Below are 21,843 nucleotides of genomic sequence, written 5' to 3' on the forward strand. Positions count from 1 at the left end.
GAAACCCATGAACGGCGCCAACGCACACGGGCTCGGCCTGGTCGGGGACATCGGCGGCACCAACGCCCGCTTCGCCCTGGTCGACTTCGACGGCCCCGATCCCCGCCTGATCGAGCCCACCGCCTACAAGGGCGAGGACTACGAAACGGCCGAGGACGCCATCGAGGACTATCTGGCCAAGGTGGGGGTCAAGCATCCCGACCAGGCCGTGGTCGCGGTGGCGGGTCCGATCGAGCATGGCGCCGTTCACTTCACCAACATCGACTGGCGCCTGTCGGAGGACAGCCTGCGCCGCACGGGCGGCTTCCGTAACGCCCGGCTGATCAACGACTTCACGGCCCAGGCCCTGGCCGCGCCGCGCCTGTCGCCCAAGGACCTGCGCCAGATCGGCCCGCTGCCGACCTCGGGCGAAGGCGATCTGGCGATCATCGGCCCGGGCACCGGTTTCGGCGCCGCCGGCATGGTGCGCCGCCACGGCTGCGACACCCCGCTGACCACCGAGGGCGGCCACATCTCGTTCGCCCCGGTCGACGACATCGAGATCGAGATCCTGCGCGGCCTGCAGGCCAAGTACGGCCGCGTGTCGGTCGAGCGGATCCTGGCCGGCCAGGGCATGGAGGACCTGCACGTCCTGCTGGCCCAGATCGAGGGCCGCCCGGTCGAGGACCTGGCCGCCAAGGCCATCACCGAAGGCGCCGTGGCCGGCCGCGAATGCTGCAAGACCACGGTCGAGCGGTTCTGCGCCATCCTCGGCTCGACGGCCGGGGATCTCGCCCTGGCGCTCGGCGCGCGGGGCGGGGTGTTCATCGCCGGCGGCATCGCCCCCCGGATCGTCGACCTGCTGGAAGCCAGCGCCTTCCGCGAACGCTTCGAGGCCAAGGGCCGTCTGTCGGACTACGTGAAGGCCATCCCAACCCACGTGATCCTGCATCCCCATACCGCCCTGATCGGGGCGGCCGTGGCGATGACGCCGGACGGCCAGGCTTCGATTTCGTAGGGTTTCTTCTCTCCGAGCACCCCCGCGCAGGCGGGGGCCCAAGCTGGCTTTCAGGATGTGGCGGGGCCGCGGGGCGACCCGCGGACTCGGCTTGGATCCCCGCCTTCGCGGGGAACTTTCGGGGTAGGGGCGGTCTCTTGGCGAGCGCCCCGAACCGCCGTTTTCAGCAGCCCCGTCCAAAAAGGGGTCGCCTTGACAAGGTTGTCATGGCCTGTTGTCTCGCTTGAAGGCTGAATCACGCCGCGCGAGGCCCTTACTTGAACGCCAAGGTTACGATCCACGACGTCGCCCGCCTGTCGGGCGTATCGATCAAGACCGTGTCGCGGGTGCTCAACCGCGAGCCCAACGTCAAGGCCGACACCCGTGATCGGGTGCAGGAGGCCGTGGCCTCGCTGAACTATCGGCCCAACATCTCGGCCCGGAGCCTGGCGGGCTCCAAGGCCTATCTGATCGGCGTGTTCTTCGACAACCCCAGCCCCGCCTACGTCACCGACGTGCAGCTGGGGGCGATCGGGCGGTGTCGGACGGAAGGCTATCACCTGATCGTCGAGCCGCTCGATTCCACGGGCGACATCGAGGAGCAGGTGGAGCCGATGCTGGCCACCCTGCGCATGGACGGGGTGATCCTGACGCCGCCGGTCTGCGACAACGCCCGGGTGCTGGCGGTTCTGGACGCCGAGGGCGTGCCGTATGTCCGCCTGTCGCCCGACAAGGATCTCGATCGCTCGGCCTATGTGCGCATGGACGACGTGGCGGCCGCCTATGACATGACCGCCCACTTGATCAAGCTGGGCCACAAGGACATCGCCTTCATCAAGGGCCACCCCGACCACGGCGCGGCCCACCTGCGCTATGACGGCTACGCCAAGGCCATGGCCGACCATGGCCTGACGGTGCGCGAGGACCGCGTGGCCCAGGGCTACTTCTCGTTCCGCTCGGGCTTCGAGGCGGCCGAGACCCTGCTGGCGGGCGACGACCGGCCGACGGCGATCTTCGCCTCCAACGACGACATGGCCCTGGGGGTGATGGCCGTGGCCAACCGCCTGCGCCTGAACGTGCCCGAGACCCTGTCGGTGGCCGGCTTCGACGACACGCCCGGCGCCAAGGTCGTCTGGCCGCAGCTGACCACCGTGCGCCAGCCGATCCAGGCCATGGCGGCGGCCGCCGCTGACCTGCTGCTCAGCGGCGACTTGAAGGGCGAGGAGGGGGCTCCGCCGCCCTCGCGCCTGCTCGACTTCGAGCTGGTGGTCCGGGAGTCGACCGGCCCGGCGGCGGGCTGAGGCTCAACCGCCAGGCGCGCGCTCTACAGAGATTTCTCGTATCGCGCTCGAATCGCGCCTGGGTCGGATTCGACCTTCCAAGACCAATAGAGAGCATGGTGGTGGCCAGCGCAACATTGCGCAAAAATATCGGGGCGCTACTTTTCCGATTACCGTGTCTGATCTTTCCAGGATCACGCGTTTCCATCTCTCTAGCTGACTAGATTTCGGGCGCCAAAGGTGTGGCCGCGCGGACAATGTTCGCTGAAATCGATGTTCATCGTATACCGTTTATTGAATCCGATATTCCGCCGTTCCACCATTTCCCCAGGCGCCCCGGGAGCGGGCGTTACAGCAATGGGGAACTAAATGAAGCTGCGCTATCGACGAGGCGTTCTGGGCCTCGGAATCCTGGCCAGTGCAAGCGCCATAGCGCTGACGGCCGCCGCCCAAACCACCACCTCAGGCAGTCCCGACGAACCTGCCGAGGTCGAGCAGATCGTCGTCACCGGCTCGCGGATCCGCCAGCCGAACCTGACCTCGATCAGCCCCCTGACCAGCATCGGCAAGGACGAGATCGCCAAGCAGGGCGTCACCAACGTCGAGACGATGCTCAACAGCCTGCCGCAGGTGACCTCGGGCTACACCTCGGCGACGTCGAACGGCGCGACGGGCACGGCCTCGGTCGATCTGCGCGGCCTGGGGGCGGCACGCACCCTGGTGCTGATGGACGGCCGGCGCCTGGTGCCCGGCGACCCGACCTTCCCGGTCGCCGACCTCAACACGGTTCCCGCGGCGCTGGTCGAGCGCGTCGACGTGGTGACCGGCGGGGCCTCGGCGGTCTACGGCTCGGACGCCGTGGCCGGGGTCGTCAACTTCATCATGAAGCACGACCTGGAGGGCGTGAAGCTGAACGCCTCGGTCAGCTTCAACAACCACCACAACAACGATTCCGCCGAGCGCGCGCTGCTCGATTCCAGCGGCTACACCAAGCCCGACGAGTGGGTGAACGACGGCTTCGTCTACGACTACAACATCGCCGCCGGCTTCAACACGCCCGACGACAAGGGCAATCTGACGGTGTTCGGCGGCTATCGGCAGTCGTCGGCGGTGACCCAGGACAGCCGCGACTATTCGGCCTGCTCGATCTCGAACGCCGGCACGAGCCCGGCCTGCGTCGGCTCGTCCAACGCCGCCACCGGCTTCTTCAACATCGGCGGCACGCGCTACACGACCACCAGCAGCGGCACGTTCCGGGCCTACACCTCGGCCGACGCCTTCAACTTCGGCCCGTACAACTACCTGCAGCGCTCGGACAAGCGCTACACCCTGGGCGAGTTCGCGCATTACGAGGTCAATCCCAAGGCCGACGTCTATCTCGACACCACCTTCGTCGAGGACAAGACGACCGCCCAGATCGCGCCGGCCGGCCTGTGGCGCGGCACCGAGTACACGATCAACTGCGACAACCCGCTGATGTCGGCCCAGCAGAAGGGCATCCTCTGCGGGTCGACCACCTCGACCGACAGCGTCACCATGAGCGACCTGGGCTACCGCCTGACCGCCGGCGGGCCGCGTCAGTACACCCTGAAGCACCGCAGCTATCGCGGCACGCTGGGCGTTCGCGGCGATCTCAACGACGCCTGGTCGTACGACAACTACATCCAGTACAGCCGGGCCGAGTTCGCCCAGCGCACGGTCGGCGAATACTCGACGGCGCGGATCAACAACGCCCTGCAGGTGGTCAACGTCAACGGCGTGGCGACCTGCAAGTCGGTCGTCGACGGCACCGATCCGTCGTGCGTGCCGCTGGACATCTTCACGGTCGGCAACGTCAGCGACGCGGCCCTGGCCTATATCGGCGCGGTCAGCACCACCGGCGGCTCGACCACCGAGTCGATCGCCAGCGGCTCGCTGAGCGGCGACCTGACGGAGTACGGCGTGAAGAGCCCCTGGGCGAGCCAGGGCGTGGGCGTGGCGCTCGGCGCCGAGTATCGCCGCCAGACCCTGAACTACACCGCCGACGAGGTGGCCCAGGAAGCCGGCACCGTGCCGGTCAAGGGCGCCTTCAACGTCGGCGAAGTGTTCGGCGAACTGCGCGCGCCGCTGCTGTCGGACAAGCCCTTCGTCAAGGCGCTGGACTTCGAGACCGGCTACCGCTGGTCCAACTACAGCACCGCCGGCGAGACCCAGAGCTACAAGTTCGGTCTGACCTGGAGCCCCGACGACCAGGTGCGGGTGCGCGCCAGCTACAACCGCGCCGTCCGCGCGCCGAACATCCTCGAGCTCTACACCCCGCAGGGCATCGGCCTGTTCGGCGGTTCGGATCCTTGCGCCGGCACCAGCCCGACGGCGACCCTGACCCAGTGTCAGGCGACCGGCGTCACCGCCGCCCAGTACGGCACCGGCGTGATCAGCGAATGCCCGTCCAGCCAGTGCAACGAACTCTATGGCGGCAACGAGGAGCTGAAGCCCGAGAAGGCCGACACCAAGTCGATCGGCGTGGTGCTGACCCCAGCCTTCCTGCCGCGCTTCAGCCTGTCGCTCGACTGGTACGACATCAAGGTCACCGACGTGATCGGCGGCATCTCGCCGACCGTGATCCTCAGCCAGTGCCTGACCACCGGCGCGGACTACTTCTGCAAGTTGATCCACCGCTCCAGCAGCGGCTCGCTGATCGGCACCGACGGCTACATCGTCAGCACCAACCTCAACACCGGCTATCTGTGGACCAGCGGCGTCGACATCAACGCCAACTACTCGGTCGAGCTGCCGGCGATGGGCGGCCGCGAGTGGGGCGGGCTGAAGTTCGAGCTGACCGGCGGCTATCGCGACAAGTACCGCACCGAGCCGCTGCCGGGCCTGGGCAGCTATGACTGCAAGGGGCTGTACGGCCCGACCTGCGGCCTGCCGCAACCGGCCTGGCGCCACAACTTCCGCACCACTTGGGAAACCCCGTGGAAGGACGTCGAGCTGTCGCTGGCCTGGCGCTACATCGGCGGCTCCAAGCTCGACATGAACACGTCGGATCCGTTCCTGACGGGCGGCGACGGGTTCTATGACGCCCTCGACGCCAAGATCGAGGCCTACAACTACTTCGACCTCACCACGAGCTTCAAGGTGAAGGGCAACACCGTGCGGGTGGGGGTCAACAACCTGTTCGACAAGGACCCGCCCGTCCTCGACAGCTCCGGCTACGGCGTCTCGAGCGCGCCGTACGGCAACGCCAACACCTATCCGGGCATGTACGACTCGCTGGGTCGCCACGTGTTCATCGCCCTGTCGGCCGATTTCTAGCCCGGTCGCCAGCCCGTCGCGGACGCTTGTCTGTCCGTGACGGTGGACGCCCCGGCGCCTCGTGCGCCGGGGCGTTTCTTTTTTCAGGGCAGGGCGAGCGTCGCGCCACCTTGTGGTGCAAGGGCTGGGCCGTTTAGCGGATAAGTCGTACAATTACGGAAAGCGAATTTTGTTACGCGGTTGACAGCGTTGTCCATTGACAGCGCTGTCGCATTACTCATAGGTTGCAGTCGCCGGCTCCCCAGAAGGGCCGGAAATCAAGGGAGGATGCGCAAGGCATCCCGAAAACTTGGCGAACTCACTGCGTCGACGCTGTCGGCGGAGATCGGCTCTCTGCGGCCGCAATCTAGGGGAATGCTCATGATTTCGAAGACTTACGCGACCAGGGCCGCGCTGATGGCGGCGGCCTCCACGGTCGTTCTGCTGAGTGCGGGCCAGGCCTTGGCCCAAACCGCGGCCACCGACGCGGCGGCTCCGGCCGCGGCGCAAGAACCATCAGAAGTTGAGGCTGTGATCGTCACCGGCTTCCGCGCCTCGCTGCAGAGCGCGCTGAACGCCAAGAAGAACTCGAACCTGATCATCGAGTCGGTCACCGCCGAGGACATGGGCAAGTTCCCCGACCAGAACATCGCCGAGTCGCTGCAGCGCCTGCCCGGCGTGCAGATCGACCGCGAGAACGGCCAGGGCACCAAGGTCCGCATCCGCGGCCTCGACCAGAACGTCACGGTGCTCAACAACGACATCTTCGTCTCGGGCCTGGAGCTGTTCCGTCTCGGTGAAGGCAAGATCACCCAGACCAACTCGCTGGAAGGCATTCCGTCCGAGCTGATCGGCGGGGTCGATGTCTACAAGTCGCCCGACGCCTCGCTGCTGGAAGGCGGTCTCGGCGGCATCATCAACCTGAAGACCCGCAACGCCCGGTCCCTGCGCGACGACATCACCATCGCCGGCGACCTGCGCGGCAACAAGGCCGGCGAGACCGACTGGAACCCGACCGGCTCGCTGGTGCTGGGCTACAAGTTCAGCGACCGCTTCGCCGTGCTGGGCACGATCTCGTACGACAAGACCGAGACCCACACCGACGTGCTGGGTGGCGAGAACCGCGGCGGCTGGGCCTATAACGACCGGCCGGTGGCCGGCGGCGCGACCCTCGACGTGTGGTCGCCGGAATACCGCTACGCCACCTATCGCGACCTGGACCGCAAGCGCCTGGGCGCCTCGCTGAACCTCGACTTCGCGGTGACCGACGCCCTCCAACTGACCGGCGATTGGTTCCACTCGGACCTGAAGATCAAGACCAGCGAATCCTCGATCAAGTTCCCGTTCGCCAACGAGAACGCCACCTACGCGGCCGGCGCCAGCGTCGACGGCAACGGCGTGCTGCAGTCGGGCACGGTGACCGCCAACTCGGCCGAAGGCACCTCGTACTTCCAGAACGCCGAGGCCAAGACCGACAACTTCCAGGTCGCTCTGAATTGGGACAACGGCGGGCGGCTGACCGGCAGCGTGCGCGGGGCCTATTCGACCGCCGACTACCAGAGCTCCAGCGCCAACGCCGACGTGCGCTACACCCAGTACACCGTGCGCAACGGCACGGCGGCGGGCCTGGTGCCCAACGCCACCGCGCCGGCGACCTTCACCTACAGCTACGCCAACGGCGACAATCCGAAGTTCACCCCGGCCAATGCGGCGCAGTTCACCACGCCGTCGAGCGTGTTCGCCAAGTCGCACTGGGTGTTCGGCGAAGACACCCAGATCGACAACACCTCGATCCGCGGCGACCTGAAGTACCGCCCCGAATTCGGCGAGACCGGCAGCCTCGTGCTGAGCGCCGGCGTGCGCTACGCCGAGCGCAAGATCGACTCCGAGTTCTGGCAGCTGCTGGCCGACTATTCGGGCAAGGGCGAGCTGAACGCCCACGCCCTGGGCCTGGGCGACTGGACCCCGTACGGCTACTTCCAGGACGGGGCCATCGGCTTCAAGTCGTGCGGCCTGCCGGCCGGCACGGCGGGACGTCCGAACTGCGGCCAGACGGCCACCGACGACGGCCGCTTCGGCGCTTCGCCGGCCCTGATCACGCCCTACCAGACCGCGGCCACCACGCCCGGCCGGTTCGAGACCCTGACCGTGGGCGGCATCACCGCGCTGTTCCAGAACCGCAGCCAGATGAGCAACCCGACGGCCTGGCTGTCGGCCCTCTATCCCTCGACGCCGTTCAAGAAGTTCGCCGACCCGATCCAGTCTTTCCGGATCAAGGAGCGCACGACGACCGGCTACGGCATGGTCGATCTGGGCGGACGTGAAGACAGCTATCACGTCAACGCCGGCGTCCGCGTGGTCCGCACCGAGCTGACCATCGACTCCAGCGGCACCCCGACCTCGCCTTGGTACTGGGGCACCGACAGCTGGAACGGCGTCATCGCCAATCCGGACGCCATCAAGACGACGCGCGAATATACCGACGTCCTGCCCAGCGCGAGCGCGGTGTTCGACATCAACGACAGCGACAAGGTGCGCGTCTCGGCGGCCCGCGTCGTGTCCCGCCAGGACCTGTTCCAGCTGGGCCAGGGCTCGGCCTTCAACTTCACCCGCAGCTCGACCCCGGGTCCGAACCTCAACCGCTTCCTCTACACCAACGGCAGCGGCGGCAACCCGGACCTCGACCCGTACCGCGCCTCGCAGTTCGACATCGCCTATGAGCGCTACATCGGCGCCAGCGGCATCATCTCGGGGGCGTTCTTCTACAAGAGCGTCGACTCGTTCATCCAGACCGACACCGTGCCGCGCACCGTGGCCGACGGTTCGGTCGAAGGGGCGACCCTGGGCGTCTACACCGCCCCGGTGAACGGCGACGGCGGCAGCATCAAGGGCGTCGAACTGGCCGCCCAGTACGCCTTCGACAACGGGTTCGGCTTCAACGCCAACTACACCTACTCCGACTCCGAGACCTCGAAGTCGAACGACTACGACAGCAACCTGCCGATCCCGGGCGTCGCCAAGCACGCCTTCAACCTGCAGGGCTACTACGAAGGCCACGGCTTCGAGGCCCGGGTGTCCTACGCCTGGCGCGACAAGAGCTACCAGGGCGACTTCTCGTTCGGTTCGGGAACCGACCGCCACAGCCTGGGCACGTGGGAGCGGGCCTATGGCCAGCTCGACGCCCAGGTCGGCTATGCGGTGACCCCGGCGATCAAGATCGTGCTGGAGGGCATCAACCTGACCGAGGAGCCCACCGGCCGCTACCTGCAGTGGGAGAACCTGCCGTTCCGCTACGCCACCGGCGACCGCCGGATCGTGCTGGGCGCGCGGTTCAAGCTGGGTCTCTGACCACCCTGCGCCGGCGGCGGGCTGCAAGCCGCCGCCGGCGTTCTTTTATTCCTGAAAGCAAGCGGGGAGGGCGCAATGGATCGCGCGATCGGCTCCATCGCCATTCTGGGTGGCGGCACGGCGGGCTGGATGGCCGCGGCGGTGCTGGCCCAGGTGCTGCGCGGCACGGGAACCTCGATCACCCTGGTCGAGAGCGCCGACATTCCGACCGTCGGCGTGGGCGAAGCCACCATCCCGCCGATCGTTGATTTCCTGCGGCTGCTGGAGATCGACCAGGCCGAGTTCATGGTCGCCACCGAGGGCACCTTCAAGCTGGGCATTCGCTTCGACGACTGGACCACGCCCGGCGAGCGTTACTGGCATCCGTTCGGGACCTTCGGCCCCACGATCGACCGGCGGCCCTTCCACAACATGTGGCACAGGCTGAGGGCGGCGGGCGATGATCCCCGCGTCGAGGCCTACAACCTGTCGGCCGCCCTGGGCGACGCCGGCAGGATGGCCTTCGCCGATCCCCGGGCCGGGGGCGTGGGGCCGAGCGGCGGCCTGCGCTACGCCCTGCATTTCGACGCCGGCCTGGTGGCGCGCTTCCTGCGCACCTGGTCGGAGCGACGCGGCGTCACGCGGCTGGAGCGCAAGGTCGAGGGCGCGGTGCTGCGGGGCGACGGCTTCGTCGAGGCCCTGGCCCTGAAGGGCGGCGGCCATCTGGCGGCCGACCTCTTCATCGACTGCAGCGGCTTTCGCGGCGTGCTGATCGAGGAGGCGCTGAAGACCGGCTACGAGGACTGGAGCCGCTGGCTGCCCTGCGACCGGGCGGTGGCGGGCCTGACGGCGCGGGACCCGAACCCGCCGCCCTTCACCCAGGCCGCCGCGCGGCCGGCCGGCTGGCGCTGGCGGATCCCGCTGCGCCACCGCACCGGCAACGGCTATGTCTATTCCAGCGCCCATGTCGGCGACGACGAGGCCCTGGCCGATCTCACTCGCGAGGCGGGGCCGCTGCTGTCGGAGCCGCGCTTCCTGCGGTTCACGGGCGGGCGGCGCAAGGCGTTCTGGAACCGCAATGTCGTGGCCCTGGGCCTGGCCTCGGGCTTCCTGGAGCCGCTGGAGTCGACCAGCATCCACTTCGTGACCAGCGGCCTGATGAAGCTGCTCGACCACTTCCCTGACAAGGATTTCGACCCGGCCAACATCGCCGCCTACAACAATGGGCTGATCGCCGAGTACGAGGCCGCGCGCGACTTCATCGTGCTGCACTACCAGCCGACCCGGCGGGACGAGCCGTTCTGGCGCGAACGGACGGCGGCGATCCCCGACACGCTCGCCGAGCGACTGGAGCTTTATCGCGGCACGGGCCGCATCCCGTTCCGGCCAGGCGAGCTCTTCACCGACCTGTCGTGGTTCTACGTGCTGGAGGGAATGGGCGTGCGGCCGGCGGCTTACGACCCGCTGGTGAACTTCTCCAACCTTGCCGAAACGCGGGCCGGACTGGCCGGTTGGCGGGGCAGGGTGGCGCAGGGCGTGGCCGAGGCGGCGACCCATGACGCGGTGCTCGACGCCATCGCCGCGCGGGCCCGGCCGGCGGCTTGAACTGCGGAAAGGCGATCCTGGAGCGAGGCTTCCGCGGATGCCAAAAGAGGATGGACAGCGCTGTCAATTCATGGTGTCTGACGAATGTGACCGCTATCGCCGAGCGCCTCGACAGGCCCTCGGCGCTGCGGATCGAAAAGAAACAAGGGAAGGAAACCGTTGGGGCCGTGCGGCGCGAAACCGCGCCCGGCCCTCCTGAGTGCATCGTCTTCATCCCGCTCCAGCGCCGACGCCCTGCGTCGGTGGGGATGACGCCCGACGGCCGGCGGTCCCCCCCGGTCGTCGGGCGGACCTCTGGAGACCCCTCCTGCAAGGGGTTGCTCCCACTGCGGCGCGGCGGATCCGCCGCGCCGTTCTTTTCCGCTTTCCAGTCTCTCGATCCAGGGGCCCCGCCATGAACCTTCGTCGCCTGCTTCTTCGCGCCTCGCTGCCGGCTCTCGCCGCCGGTCTGGCCTTGCCCGTGCTGGCCCAGCCCCTGATCGCCCCCTCCCTGATTGAAGCGACTCCGCAGACGACCGCCCACCCCGAGGCCTGGCCGACGGCCAAGAGCCCGGCCAGCATCACCGACGCCAAGACCGAAGCCTTCATCACCGACCTGATGAAGAAGATGAGCGTCGAGGAGAAGGTCGGCCAGACGATCCAGGGCGACATCGCCTCGATGACCCCGGCGGACCTGGCGACCTATCCGCTGGGCTCGATCTTGGCCGGCGGCAACTCGGCGCCGGACGGCAACGACCGCGCCACGCCCAAGGCCTGGACCGACCTGATCGACGCCTACCGCAAGGAGGCCCTGGCCAAGCGTCCGGGCCGCACGCCGATCCCGCTGCTGTTCGGCATCGACGCCGTGCACGGCCACAACAACATCGTTGGCGCGACGATCTTCCCGCACAATGTGGGCCTGGGCGCGATGCGCGACCCGGCCCTGATCGAGCGCATCGGCCAGGCGACCGCCGAAGAGGTGGCCGTGGCCGGCGGCGACTGGACCTTCGGTCCTACGGTGGCCGTGCCGCGCGACGACCGCTGGGGCCGCTCCTACGAAGGCTATGGCGAGGATCCGGAGATCGTCGCCAGCTATTCGGGGCCGATGACGCTTGGCCTGCAAGGCAAGCTCGTCGCCGGCAAGCCGATCGCGGCGGGCCGCATCGCCGGCAGCGCCAAGCACTTCCTGGCCGACGGCGGCACCCATGACGGCCGCGACCAGGGCGACGCCCTGATCTCCGAGCAGGAACTGGTGGCCGTCCACGCCCAGGGCTATCCGCCCAGCATCGACGCCGGCATCCTGACCGTGATGGCCTCGTTCTCCAGCTGGAACGGCCAGAAGATCACCGGCAACAAGACCCTGATCACCGACGTGCTGAAGGGCCGGCTGGGCTTCGAGGGCTTCGTGGTCAGCGACTGGAACGCCCACGGCCAGCTTCAGGGCTGCTCGAACGTCTCGTGCCCGCAGGCGATGAACGCGGGTCTGGACATGTACATGGCCCCCGACAGCTGGAAGGGCCTCTACGAGAACACGCTGAAGCAGGTGAAGTCGGGCGAGATTCCGATGGCGCGGCTGGACGACGCCGTGCGCCGCATCCTGCGGGTCAAGGTCAAGGCCGGCCTGTTCGACCGCGTCGCGCCGCAGGTGCAGGGCAAGTTCGACCGCCTGGGCTCGGCCGATCACCGTGCGGTCGCCCGAGAGGCTGTGGCCAAGTCGCTGGTGCTGCTGAAGAACGACGGCGTGCTGCCGATCAAATCAGGAGCGAACGTGCTGGTCGCCGGCGCGGCCGACGACATCGGCAAGGCCTCGGGCGGCTGGACCCTGACCTGGCAGGGCACGGGCAACACCAACGCCGACTTCCCGCACGGCCAGTCGATCTGGGGCGGGCTGAAGGAAGCGGTCGAGGCGGCCGGCGGCAAGGCGACCCTGGCCAAGGACGGCAAGTTCTCGGGCCAGAAGCCCGACGTGGCCATCGTGGTGTTCGGCGAAGACCCGTATGCCGAGTTCCAGGGCGACGTGGCCAACCTGGCCTATCAGCCCAACGGCAAGACCGATTTGGAGCTGCTCAAGAAGCTGAAGGCGCAAGGGATCCCGGTGGTGGCGGTGTTCCTGTCGGGCCGTCCGCTGTGGACCAACCCGGAGATCAACGCTTCGGACGCCTTCGTGGCGGCCTGGCTGCCCGGCTCGGAAGGCGGCGGCGTCGCCGACGTGCTGGTGGCGGGCAAGGACGGCAAGTCCAAGCGCGACTTCACCGGCAAGCTGTCGTTCAGCTGGCCCAAGCGCGCCGACCAGGGCCCGCTGAACCGCGGTCAGCCGGGTTACGACCCGCAGTTCGCCTATGGCTATGGCCTGAGCTACGCCAAGCCGGCCAAGGTGGGTGAGTTGTCGGAGAACGCCGGCGAGCTGGGAACCGCCGCCAGCGTTGACCGCTATTTCGTGGCCGGCCGCGTTCCGGCGCCGTGGATGCTGAGCTTTTCGGGCGCGGGGGCGGTCAAGACGATCGACGCCGACGCCCAGGAGAACGGCCGCCAGGCGACCTGGACCGGGGAGGGCGAAGGCCTGCTGGCCGTGCAGGGGCCGCCCGTGGACCTGTCGCGCCAGACGACCGGCGACATGGCGGTGATGGTGCGCTGGCGGGTCGACAAGGCGCCGACGGCGCCGGTTTATCTGACTGTCGGTTGTGGCGAATCCTGCGGTGGACGGCTAGACGTAACGTCAACGTTGTCAGGTTTGAAAAACAGCGAATGGCGCACAGCCAAGATCAAACTTTCCTGTTTCCAGGCGGCGGGCGCCCAAATGGCGCACGTTTCCTCTCCGTTCGGCCTGAGCACCTCGGGGCCGCTGACGATTTCGCTCACCGAAATCCAGTTGGCGTCCAACGAGGGCGACGCTTTCTGTCCCAAATAACCCCCAAAAATAACAAAGGAGCGGCCGCATGATCCGCGCGCGTCGTTCCCGCATCGTCGCCACCATCGGTCCGGCCTCGGCCTCACCGGAAATGATCGTCAAGCTGGCCAAGGCCGGCGCCGACGTGTTCCGGCTGAACTTCAGCCACGGCGCCCACGAGACCCACGCCGCCGTCTACGCCGCCATCCGCGCGGCGGAGGCGGAGGTCGGTCGTCCGCTGGGCATCCTGGCCGACCTGCAAGGGCCCAAGCTGCGCGTCGGCAAGTTCGCCGACGGTCCGGTTCAGCTGAAGCCCGGCCAGGCCTTCCGGTTCGATTCCGACCCGACCCCGGGCGACGAGACGCGGGTTCATCTTCCCCACCCCGAGATCCTGACGGCGATGAAGCCGGGCGCGACCCTGCTGCTCGACGACGGCAAGCTGCGGATGACCGTGAACGAGGCCGGCCCCGGCTACGCCAACACCACGGTCGTCAACGGCGGCAAGCTGTCGGAGCGCAAGGGCGTGGCCGTGCCGGACGTCATCATCCCGATGTCGCCCCTGACGCCGAAGGACCGCGAGGACCTGGCCTTCGCTCTGCGCCTCGGCGTCGACTGGATCGCCCTGTCGTTCGTGCAGGCCCCGGAAGACATGGCCGAGCTGCGCCGCATCGTCGAAGGCCGCGCCGCGGTGCTGGCCAAGATCGAAAAGCCCCAGGCGCTGCAGACCCTGGGTCCGATCCTCGACCTCTGCGACGGCGTGATGGTGGCCCGTGGCGACCTCGGCGTCGAAATGGCGCCGGAAGAGGTGCCGGTGGCGCAGAAGGAGATCCTGCGGGCGGCGCGTGAGCGCGGCATCCCGGTGATCGTCGCCACCCAGATGCTGGAGTCGATGACCAGCTCGCCGACCCCGACCCGGGCCGAGGCCTCGGACGTCGCCAACGCCGTCTACGAGGGCGCGGACGCGGTGATGCTGTCGGCCGAAAGCGCGGCCGGCGACTATCCCGAAGAGTCGGTGGCGATGATGAACCGCATCATCGAACGCGTCGAACGCGACCCGCGCTGGCCCGAGCTGATGCAGGCCGAGCAGCCGCATGTCGACGAGGACGCCGACGTGCTGGTGGTCGCCGCCGCCGGCGCGGCCAAGTCGGGCTCGACCAAGTGCCTAGTGGCCTTCACCACCACGGGCGCGACGGCCCGACGCCTGGCCCGTGAGCGGCCGTTGCAGCCGGTGCTGGCCCTGTCGCCGAAGATCGAGGCCGTGCGCCGCATGGCCCTGGTCTGGGGTGTCGAGCCGCGCGTCAGCGCCCAGCCCGACAGCCTGGAGGTCGTCACCACCGACGCCGCCGCCCGGGCCCTGGAGCTGGGGCTGGCCAAGCCCGGCGAGCGCATCCTGATCGTCGCCGGCACGCCCTTCGGGGCTCCGGGGGCGGCCAATTTGCTGCGCCTGACCCACGCGCCGTTCCCGGTGCGCAAACGGTAGCAATTTCCAACCTCTCCCATGGGGAGAGGGAGGGGCCCGCGCCGAAGGCGTGGGAGGGTGAGGGGGTAAGCCGCAGGCCGGCTTGCCCCTTTTCTTTTGACTGGAGTTCCAGGGGATGGGACCGCCGACGGTGTAACCCCTCACCCTCCCATGCTGCGCATGGGCCCCTCCCTCTCCCTATGGGAGAGGTGGTCTATGGTCGCGCCTGCGCCTAGCTGCCGAACGGTTCCGGCAGCAGGCGCTCGTAGCCTTTCCGCACCGCGCCGTAGCATTCGCAGGCGATGGCCTCGAGGCCCGGGCGGTCGAGGATGTCGACGACGCCGCGGCGGTAGCGGATCAGGCCCTTGGCCTGCAGGGCGCCGGCCACGGCGGTGACCGTGGTGCGCTGGACGCCCAGCATGTCGGCCAGGAACTCCTGGGTCAGGCTTATGGTGTCGACGTCTATGCGGTCGCGGAAGCCCAGCAGCCAGCGGCAGAAGCGAGCCTCCACCGCGTGCAGGGCGTTGCAGGCCACCGACTGGATGGCGTGGCCGAACAGCGCCTCGTTGTGGCGCTCGATCAGGTCGCGCAGCAGCGGGCTGCGCTCGACGCCCTCGCGCAGGGCTGCGGCGCTGATCCGCGACACGCCGCCCGGCGCCTGGACGATGGCGCGCGACAGCGACTGGCGCGGCGAGATGGCGGCCATCAGCCCGAGGCCGCCCTCGCGGCCGACCGTGGCGGATTCGATGGCCGCGCCATTCTCCATCAGCGTCATCAGCGAGATGACGCAGTCGTGCGGGAAGTAGACCGTGTCGATCTGATCGCCGGGATCGTACAGCAGCTTCCCCTTCTCCAGGTCCTGATGGGACAGCTGGGCGGCGATGTAGCCGAAGTCCTCGGGGGACAAGGAAGCGAGCAGACGGTTCTTCAAGGGGTGTAGAGGCCCTGTCATGGCGAATCGAACGCCGGCTTGCGGCAAGGGTTGCAAGCTATAGGCAGGACTGGGGTGCGGCGCTGTCAGGTAGCCGACGCAATGCAGGCGCTGTCGGAACTAAATCGAGATGGGGCTATATTGTGGCCGTATGGCCTTCAATAGCTCCGACTATATGGCTTATGTCGGGTTCCCGACGGAGTGTGTTGGTCCAGGCCGAAACTACAAAGAAATCAAAGGGGCGCGCCAAGGGTGACGCAACGAAAAGGCCGCGCCGTAAGCCGGCGCGGCCCGTGATCGCGGATCGTCCGTCGTCGGACGTCAGGCGATGCCGATATGGGCCCGATCGCCGAGGTCAGGCGTGCGGTCGGTGAGGTTGGCCTTGGCGATCTCCCAGGCGAAGCGCACGGCGCCGCCCTTGGAGATCCACAGCTCGGCGTCGCGGGCGTCGAGGCGCAGCAGGGTCAGGTGCGGGTCGTCCTTGCCGTCGGGATACCAGGCGGCGACCACGGGCGACCACCAGCGCTGGATGCGGGCGGTGTCGTGGTCGCGGCTCAGTCGGCCGCCGACGCAGGCCTGGAAGTCGCCGTCCCTGGCCTGGACCACGAACATGGCGTCGCCGCCGTCGGCCAGGACGGCCTGCGCCAGGTCGGTGTCGTCGCGGGTGAAGAACCAGATCGCGCCGTCCTCCGGCTCGGCGAAGGCGGTCATCGGCTGGAAGTGCTGGTGGCTGTGGACGAGGCCCAGCATGCCGAAGCGGGCGTCGTCGATTTCCTTCCAGAGGCGCTTTTCGACAGCGGCCTTGTCGTTGGGGTCGGTGCTCATGGGGGCTCCTGCCGTTGTGGGTAGGGCAGGAGAACCGGTCGCGGGGAGGGCGGTTCCCAGGGTGAAGGTCCCGCCCGCCTCGTTCTAGAAGCCCATCAGCCGGGCGTAGCGGTCGCGGTGGAACGAGGCCCCGCCGAACAGGGCCTCGGCGACGCGGGCGCGCTTCATGTAGAGGCCGGCGTCGTGCTCGTCGGTCATGCCGATGCCGCCGTGCATCTGGACCATCTCGTTGGAGGCCAGGTGCAGCACCTCGCTGGCCTTGGCCTTGGCGAGGGAGGCCAGGGCCCGGCTGTCGGCGCCGGCGTCGAAGGCCTCCAGGGCGGCCTCGACGCAGGAGCGGGTGGTCTCCAGATCGGTGAACCACTTGGCGGCGCGGTGCTGCAGGGCCTGGAAGGTTCCGATCACCTGGCCGAACTGGGTGCGGGTCTTCAGGTAGTCGAGGGTGACCTCGAAGGCGGCCGTGGCCGTGCCCAGCATCTCGGCGGCCAGGCCCGCATAGGCGCGGTCGAGCACGGGTTCGAGGATCGCCCAGCCGTGGCTTTCCTGGCCGAGGACGGCGTCGGCGCCGACCTCGACATTGTCGAAGGTGATCCTGGCCGCGCCGCGGCTGTCGGCCAGCGACAGGTGAGTGCGGGTGACGCCCGGGGCGTCGCCGGGGACGAGGAACAGGGTGATCCCGTCCGTGTCGCTGGTATTGGGCGCGCGGGCGGCGACGATCAGCAGATCGGCGGCTTCGCCGTCGAGAACGAAGGTCTTGGTTCCGTTGATCGCGTAGCCGCCGAACTCCTTGTACTCGGCCTCCAGGTCGATCCGCGTCGGATTGTGGTGGGCGTGCTCATCGACGGCCAGGGACGCGACGAGCTCGCCGGCGGCGATCTTCGGCAGCCAGGCGGCCTTCTGGGCGTCGGAGCCGCCGAGCTCCAGGGCCGAGGCGGCGATCAGGGCGGTGGAGAGGAGCGGGGAGGCGGCCAGGGTCTTGCCGGTCTCCTCAAGGATCAAACCGAGGCCCAGATAGCCGAAGCCCGAGCCCTCATGAGCCTCGGGCACGACCACGCCGGCCCAGCCCATCTGGCCCATCTCGCCCCAGGCGGCCGGATCGAAGCTCTGCTTGGAGCCCTCGTTGCGCAGCTTGCGCAGGGCCGAGACCGGAGCGCTCTCCTGGGCCCAGCTGCGGGCCGCGTCGCGCAGCATCGTCTGTTCTTCGGTCAGGACGGCCATGTCAGGCTTGCTCCGGGTCTTGATGGCGGACGGCCCATTCGAGGGCCTGTTCGAGACGGTCGTTGCCCCAGAAGAGCTCGCCGTCGGCGGTGACGAAGGAAGGGGCGCCGAACAGGCCGCGCTCGCGGGCCTGACGGACGTGGTCTTTCAGCCGGTCCTTGACCGGGGTCGAGCCGGCGGCGGCCAGGACGTGCTCGGGTCCGGCCCCGACGCCGGCGATCAGCGGCGCCAGCACTTCGGGGCTGGAGATGTCGAGGTCGTCGACGAAGTTGGCCTGGTAGACGGCGCGGCTGAAGGCCGGCGTCCAGCCGTCCTCCAGCCCGCAGATCGCTACGCGAGCCGCGAGGAGCCCGTTGCGCGGGAACTGGCTGGGATGGTGCAGCGGCAGGCCCTCGCGGTCGCAGACCCGCGCCAGGTCGCGCCACATGTAGTCGCCCTTGACCGGGAAGGCGTTGAACGGGCTGTCGGTCAGGCCCTGCTGCTCGTGGAACAGCGGGCCGACCAGGAACGGTCGCCACAGCACCGCCACCCCGGCCTGCTCGGCCAGGGCCTCCACCCGCATGGCGGCGGGGTAGGAGTAGGTGGAGGCGAACTCGTACCAGAACTCGATCATCGGAGGTCTCCCGCTATCTGGCGGAAGGCTGTCACTGGTGATCGAGCAGGCCAAGCACGCGCTTGGCGACGACGTTGAGGTTCACCTCGCTGGTGCCGCCCTCGATGGAGTTGCCCTTGGCGCGCAGCATGGCGCGCAGGGCGGCGATCTCGTCGGGGGTGAAGCCTTCGCCTTCCCAGCCCAGGCCCTGCAGGCCCAGCGCCTCGACCAGCAGCTCGGTGCGCTCCTGGTTCATCTTGGCGGCGGCGTACTTGATGATCGAGACGGCGGCGCTGGGTCCCGAGCCGGTCTTGGACTCCGCTTCGGCCCGGCGGACGGTGAGCAGGAAGGCGTGGGCGTCCATCTTGTGGGCGGCGATGCGGGTGCGCAGGTCGCCGTCGGCGATGCGGCCTTCGGCGTCGACGCCGACGTGGGTCTTGGCGGCTTCGGCCACGTCGAGCCCGGCGTTGCCGCCGAAGCCCGAGGCGCTGATGTTCTGGCGCTCGTACTGGAGCAGGCGCTTGGCGATCTCCCAGCCGCCGTTGACCTTGCCGACCAGCTGCTCCTTGGGGACCTTCACATTGTCGAAGAAGGTCTCGCAGAACGGCGAGGAGCCGCTGATCAGCTTGATCGGGCGGGCTTCGACGCCGGGCGAGGTCATGTCGAACAGCACGAACGAGATGCCCTCGTGCTTCTTGGAGGTGTCGGTGCGCACCAGGCAGAAGATCCAGTCGGCCTGGTCGGCGTAGCTGGTCCAGACCTTCTGGCCGTTGATCAGCCAGTGGTCGCCCTTATCCTCGCACTTGGTCTGGAGGGCGGCGAGGTCGGAGCCGGCGCCCGGCTCGCTGTAGCCCTGGCACCAGCGGGTCTCGCCGCGGACGATGCCGGGCAGGAAGCGCTGCTTCTGTTCTTCGGTGGCGTATTCCAGCAGGACGGGGCCGAGCATCCAGACGCCGAAGCTCATCAGGGCGGGGCGGGCCTTGATGCGGCGCAGCTCCTGCTCCAGCACCTTGTTCTCGGCCTTCGAGAGACCGCCGCCGCCATATTGCTTGGGCCACATCGGCGCGGTCCAGCCCTTGTCGGCCATGCGATCGAGCCAGAGCTTGGCCTCAGGGTTCTTCCACTGCGCCCTGGCGCCGCCCCAGGGGGCTTCCTTCTCGTCGGCGATCGGGGTGCGCATGGAGGACGGGCAGTTGGCCTCCAGCCAGGCGCGCGTTTCGGCGCGGAAGGTGTCGAGTTCGGTGGCGCCGAAGTCGGCCATGGCGGGGGCTCCCTGGTACGTCTCGGGCGCTTGTCGGCCCGCTTCGGAGGGCAGACTACGCCACGGAACGCTGGGAGCAAGTCGATTCAAACAATCGTTCGCATCGCGACGCGCGACGGGAACGTCCCGAAGGCGTTATAGAAGCGCCGATGACGTTTCCCGGTCCGGGATTCGCCGATCAGGGGTCTTGATGTCCGCGCCAGAACTGAGACCCGCCGCCTTGGCGATCGCGCCGACGCTGGCGGCGATCCTGGCCGCTTCGGCCGGCGTGCTGCTGCTGGCCTCGGGCGCGACGCCGTCGGAACCCACGCGCTTCGCCATCCTGCTGGCTTTTGCTCCGTCGGCGCTGATCGAGATCAGCCACTTCGTCTCGTCGATCCTGGGCCTTGTTCTGGTGCTGCTGGCCTTCGGCCTGCGCGCTAGGCTGGATGCGGCCTGGTGGGCGACCCTGGTGATGCTGGCGGCCGGCGCGGTGCTGGCGATCTTCAAGGGCCTGAACTGGGAAGAGACGGCGACGCTGAGCGCCTTCTTCCTGGCCATCGTGCCGTTCCATGAGGCCTTCCCGCGCAAGGCGGCCCTGTCGCGGATGGAGATCACGCCCGGCTGGCTGCTGTCGGCGGCCGCGGCCATCGGCGGGGCGGCCTTCCTGGGCTGGTGGATGTTCCACCACACCGAATACGCCGACCGCTCGTGGATGCGGATCATGGGCGACAAGGAGGCCGCGCGGGCCATCCGCTCGTCGATCGCCGCGGCGGTGGTGCTGATGGGCATCGGCCTGTGGCGACTGATCGCCACGCCGGCGACACCGCCGGTCGTGGACGACACCGATCCCGACTTCGACCGCGTGCGGGCGATCCTGGCCAAGGCGGAAGCCGCCGAGCCGGCTTCGAACCTGGCCCTGCTGGGCGACAAGCGCTTCCTGTTCTCGGCCTCGGGCGAGAGCTTCCTGATGTTCGGCGTGCGCCGCCGCTCGTGGATCGCCATGGGCCCGCCCGTGGGGCGCGACGACGAGCGCATGGAGCTGTTCTGGCGCTTCCGCGAGCTGGCCGACGCCCATGCGGCGCGGGCCGGCTTCTACGCGCTCGGCCCCGAGGACCTGCCCGACACCGTGGATCTGGGCCTGGCCATCCAGAAGACCGGCGAGAGCGCGGTGGTGCCGCTGGAGAGCTTCTCCCTGGCCGGCCGCCGTCGCGAAGTCCTGCGCCGCAACTGGCGCAAGGCCGGCGAGGGCGGGGCGGCGTTCGAAATGATCCCGGCCGGCGCCGCCATGACGGTGATGGCCGAACTGCGGGTGATCTCCGACTCCTGGCTGGCCCATCACGCCGGCGGCGAGAAGCAGTTCTCGATGGGCGGCTTCGACCCGCGCTACGTCGCCGAGTTCCCGGTCGCCCTGGTGCGCTCGGAAGGCCGCATCGTCGCCTTCGCCACCCTGTGGACCACGGCCCACAAGGCCTCGTTCTCGATGGACCTGATGCGCTACTCCGACGAGGCGCCCAAGAACATCATGGACTACCTGTTCGTCGAGCTCCTGCAATGGGGCAAGGCGGAGGGCTATACGGCGTTCGAGTTCGGCATGGCCCCGCTGGCGGGCCTGGACGACCGCCCGCTGGCCCCGATCATGTCGCGCGTGGGCCGTCTGCTCTACGAGCGCGGCGAGGGAATCTACAATTTCCAGGGCGTGCGACGCTACAAGGACAAGTACGATCCGGTCTGGCAGCCGCGCTACATTGCGGCACCTCGTCGCTGGGCGATCCCGTTTCTGCTCGCCGACATCGGCCTGATGTCGTCCGGCGGCGTCTCCGGACTGACCAAGCGGCCGCGACCTAATAGCGCGGGTCGCCCGTCTTAAAGCCCAGCAGATTGAGCGCGTGAGCGGCCAGAAGCAGGGTCGCCACCGCCGTCACCATCATCAGCGGACGCCACGGCGCCATGCGCGGACCCCTTGCGGGGTTGGAAGGACGCGCGCCCAGCCAGCCGAAAAGCACGGTCAGGGCGATCGTCGTCGCGCCCGCGATCAGGGTCGGGATCATGTCCATGGCCGCGAAATGGCCTGCGACAATCGGCCTGGCAATAGGTTAATGCGCGTTAACACACGGGAACCGAATCCTCTGTACATACCTTGGTAACTGTGTCTGTTAACCTGTCCACAGGAACGCTACATCTAGCGTTTCGGTCGCGTTTACACGCTAGGAATCGGTGACTAGCGTGGGTCCCCAGGTGCGGGGAG

General features: G+C 68.4%; 14 protein-coding genes. 8 read left to right on the forward strand and 6 right to left on the reverse strand.

Translation table 11 applies throughout. The features are described from left to right. The first annotated feature begins 7 nt into the window (after positions 1-7). The 7 genes from glk to pyk all read left to right on the forward strand — a co-directional run bounded on the left by glk (position 8) and on the right by pyk (position 14,810). Positions 8-997 (forward strand): glucokinase, encoded by a 990-nt coding sequence (gene glk, locus AC1RRS_RS21490; protein ID WP_487290958.1) that lies wholly within the window; start codon positions 8-10, stop codon positions 995-997. Between the two features lie 257 nt (positions 998-1,254). Beyond that, the gene (locus tag AC1RRS_RS21495) at positions 1,255-2,277 is read left to right on the forward strand and encodes a LacI family DNA-binding transcriptional regulator (RefSeq protein ID WP_492856933.1); all 1,023 of its coding nucleotides are present in this window, start codon (positions 1,255-1,257) and stop codon (positions 2,275-2,277) included. 348 nt (positions 2,278-2,625) lie between these two features. After that, positions 2,626-5,553, forward strand: coding sequence for a TonB-dependent receptor plug domain-containing protein (locus tag AC1RRS_RS21500; protein ID WP_492856934.1), 2,928 nt, complete (start codon positions 2,626-2,628; stop codon positions 5,551-5,553). A gap of 360 nt (positions 5,554-5,913) precedes the next feature. After that, positions 5,914-8,880, forward strand: coding sequence for a TonB-dependent receptor (locus tag AC1RRS_RS21505; RefSeq protein ID WP_492856935.1), 2,967 nt, complete (start codon positions 5,914-5,916; stop codon positions 8,878-8,880). Positions 8,881-8,955: 75 nt separating this feature from the next. Next, the gene (locus AC1RRS_RS21510) at positions 8,956-10,464 is read left to right on the forward strand and encodes a tryptophan halogenase family protein (RefSeq protein ID WP_492856936.1); all 1,509 of its coding nucleotides are present in this window, start codon (positions 8,956-8,958) and stop codon (positions 10,462-10,464) included. 394 nt (positions 10,465-10,858) lie between these two features. Beyond that, complete coding sequence (locus AC1RRS_RS21515; RefSeq protein ID WP_492856937.1) at positions 10,859-13,351, forward strand: glycoside hydrolase family 3 protein; 2,493 nt, start codon at positions 10,859-10,861, stop codon at positions 13,349-13,351. A gap of 28 nt (positions 13,352-13,379) precedes the next feature. Further along, on the forward strand, positions 13,380-14,810 hold the full coding sequence (pyk, locus tag AC1RRS_RS21520; RefSeq protein WP_492856938.1) for a pyruvate kinase: 1,431 nt from the start codon (positions 13,380-13,382) through the stop codon (positions 14,808-14,810). Positions 14,811-15,021: 211 nt separating this feature from the next. Here pyk and AC1RRS_RS21525 read toward each other — a convergent pair whose 3' ends face one another. From AC1RRS_RS21525 to AC1RRS_RS21545, 5 genes are all read right to left on the reverse strand, one after another. After that, entirely contained in the window at positions 15,022-15,696 is a 675-nt protein-coding gene (locus AC1RRS_RS21525; protein WP_492856939.1) for a Crp/Fnr family transcriptional regulator, read from the reverse strand. Positions 15,697-16,041: 345 nt separating this feature from the next. Next, on the reverse strand, positions 16,042-16,545 hold the full coding sequence (locus AC1RRS_RS21530) for a pyridoxamine 5'-phosphate oxidase family protein (protein ID WP_492856940.1): 504 nt from the start codon (positions 16,543-16,545) through the stop codon (positions 16,042-16,044). Positions 16,546-16,629: 84 nt separating this feature from the next. Beyond that, entirely contained in the window at positions 16,630-17,763 is a 1,134-nt protein-coding gene (locus AC1RRS_RS21535) for an acyl-CoA dehydrogenase family protein (protein ID WP_492856941.1), read from the reverse strand. Position 17,764: 1 nt separating this feature from the next. After that, positions 17,765-18,376, reverse strand: a complete 612-nt coding sequence (locus tag AC1RRS_RS21540) for a 2-hydroxychromene-2-carboxylate isomerase (RefSeq protein ID WP_492856942.1) — start codon at positions 18,374-18,376, stop codon at positions 17,765-17,767. Positions 18,377-18,407: 31 nt separating this feature from the next. Further along, positions 18,408-19,616 carry an acyl-CoA dehydrogenase family protein gene (locus tag AC1RRS_RS21545; protein ID WP_492856943.1) on the reverse strand — a complete coding sequence of 403 codons (1,209 nt, stop codon included), beginning with the start codon at positions 19,614-19,616 and terminating at the stop codon, positions 18,408-18,410. Between the two features lie 190 nt (positions 19,617-19,806). Here AC1RRS_RS21545 and AC1RRS_RS21550 point away from each other — a divergent pair, with 190 nt between their 5' ends. Further along, the gene (locus AC1RRS_RS21550; RefSeq protein ID WP_492856944.1) at positions 19,807-21,465 is read left to right on the forward strand and encodes a phosphatidylglycerol lysyltransferase domain-containing protein; all 1,659 of its coding nucleotides are present in this window, start codon (positions 19,807-19,809) and stop codon (positions 21,463-21,465) included. Here AC1RRS_RS21550 and AC1RRS_RS21555 read toward each other — a convergent pair. After that, on the reverse strand, positions 21,440-21,652 hold the full coding sequence (locus AC1RRS_RS21555; RefSeq protein ID WP_110119342.1) for a hypothetical protein: 213 nt from the start codon (positions 21,650-21,652) through the stop codon (positions 21,440-21,442). The genes AC1RRS_RS21550 and AC1RRS_RS21555 overlap by 26 nt on opposite strands. Positions 21,653-21,843 lie beyond the last annotated feature (191 nt).

The organism is Caulobacter sp. GW821-FHT12A07, from assembly GCF_058807655.1.

Bases quoted from the DNA above. Each gene is read 5' to 3' on its own strand.
- AC1RRS_RS21540 (WP_492856942.1), bottom strand. From the start codon at position 18,376: ATGATCGAGTTCTGGTACGAGTTCGCCTCCACCTACTCCTACCCCGCC.
- AC1RRS_RS21530 (WP_492856940.1), bottom strand. From the start codon at position 16,545: ATGAGCACCGACCCCAACGACAAGGCCGCTGTCGAAAAGCGCCTCTGG.
- AC1RRS_RS21545 (WP_492856943.1), bottom strand. From the start codon at position 19,616: ATGGCCGACTTCGGCGCCACCGAACTCGACACCTTCCGCGCCGAAACG.
- AC1RRS_RS21500 (WP_492856934.1), top strand. From the start codon at position 2,626: ATGAAGCTGCGCTATCGACGAGGCGTTCTGGGCCTCGGAATCCTGGCC.
- AC1RRS_RS21505 (WP_492856935.1), top strand. From the start codon at position 5,914: ATGATTTCGAAGACTTACGCGACCAGGGCCGCGCTGATGGCGGCGGCC.
- AC1RRS_RS21510 (WP_492856936.1), top strand. From the start codon at position 8,956: ATGGATCGCGCGATCGGCTCCATCGCCATTCTGGGTGGCGGCACGGCG.
- AC1RRS_RS21535 (WP_492856941.1), bottom strand. From the start codon at position 17,763: ATGGCCGTCCTGACCGAAGAACAGACGATGCTGCGCGACGCGGCCCGC.
- pyk (WP_492856938.1), top strand. From the start codon at position 13,380: ATGATCCGCGCGCGTCGTTCCCGCATCGTCGCCACCATCGGTCCGGCC.
- glk (WP_487290958.1), top strand. From the start codon at position 8: ATGAACGGCGCCAACGCACACGGGCTCGGCCTGGTCGGGGACATCGGC.
- AC1RRS_RS21515 (WP_492856937.1), top strand. From the start codon at position 10,859: ATGAACCTTCGTCGCCTGCTTCTTCGCGCCTCGCTGCCGGCTCTCGCC.
- AC1RRS_RS21555 (WP_110119342.1), bottom strand. From the start codon at position 21,652: ATGGACATGATCCCGACCCTGATCGCGGGCGCGACGACGATCGCCCTG.
- AC1RRS_RS21550 (WP_492856944.1), top strand. From the start codon at position 19,807: ATGTCCGCGCCAGAACTGAGACCCGCCGCCTTGGCGATCGCGCCGACG.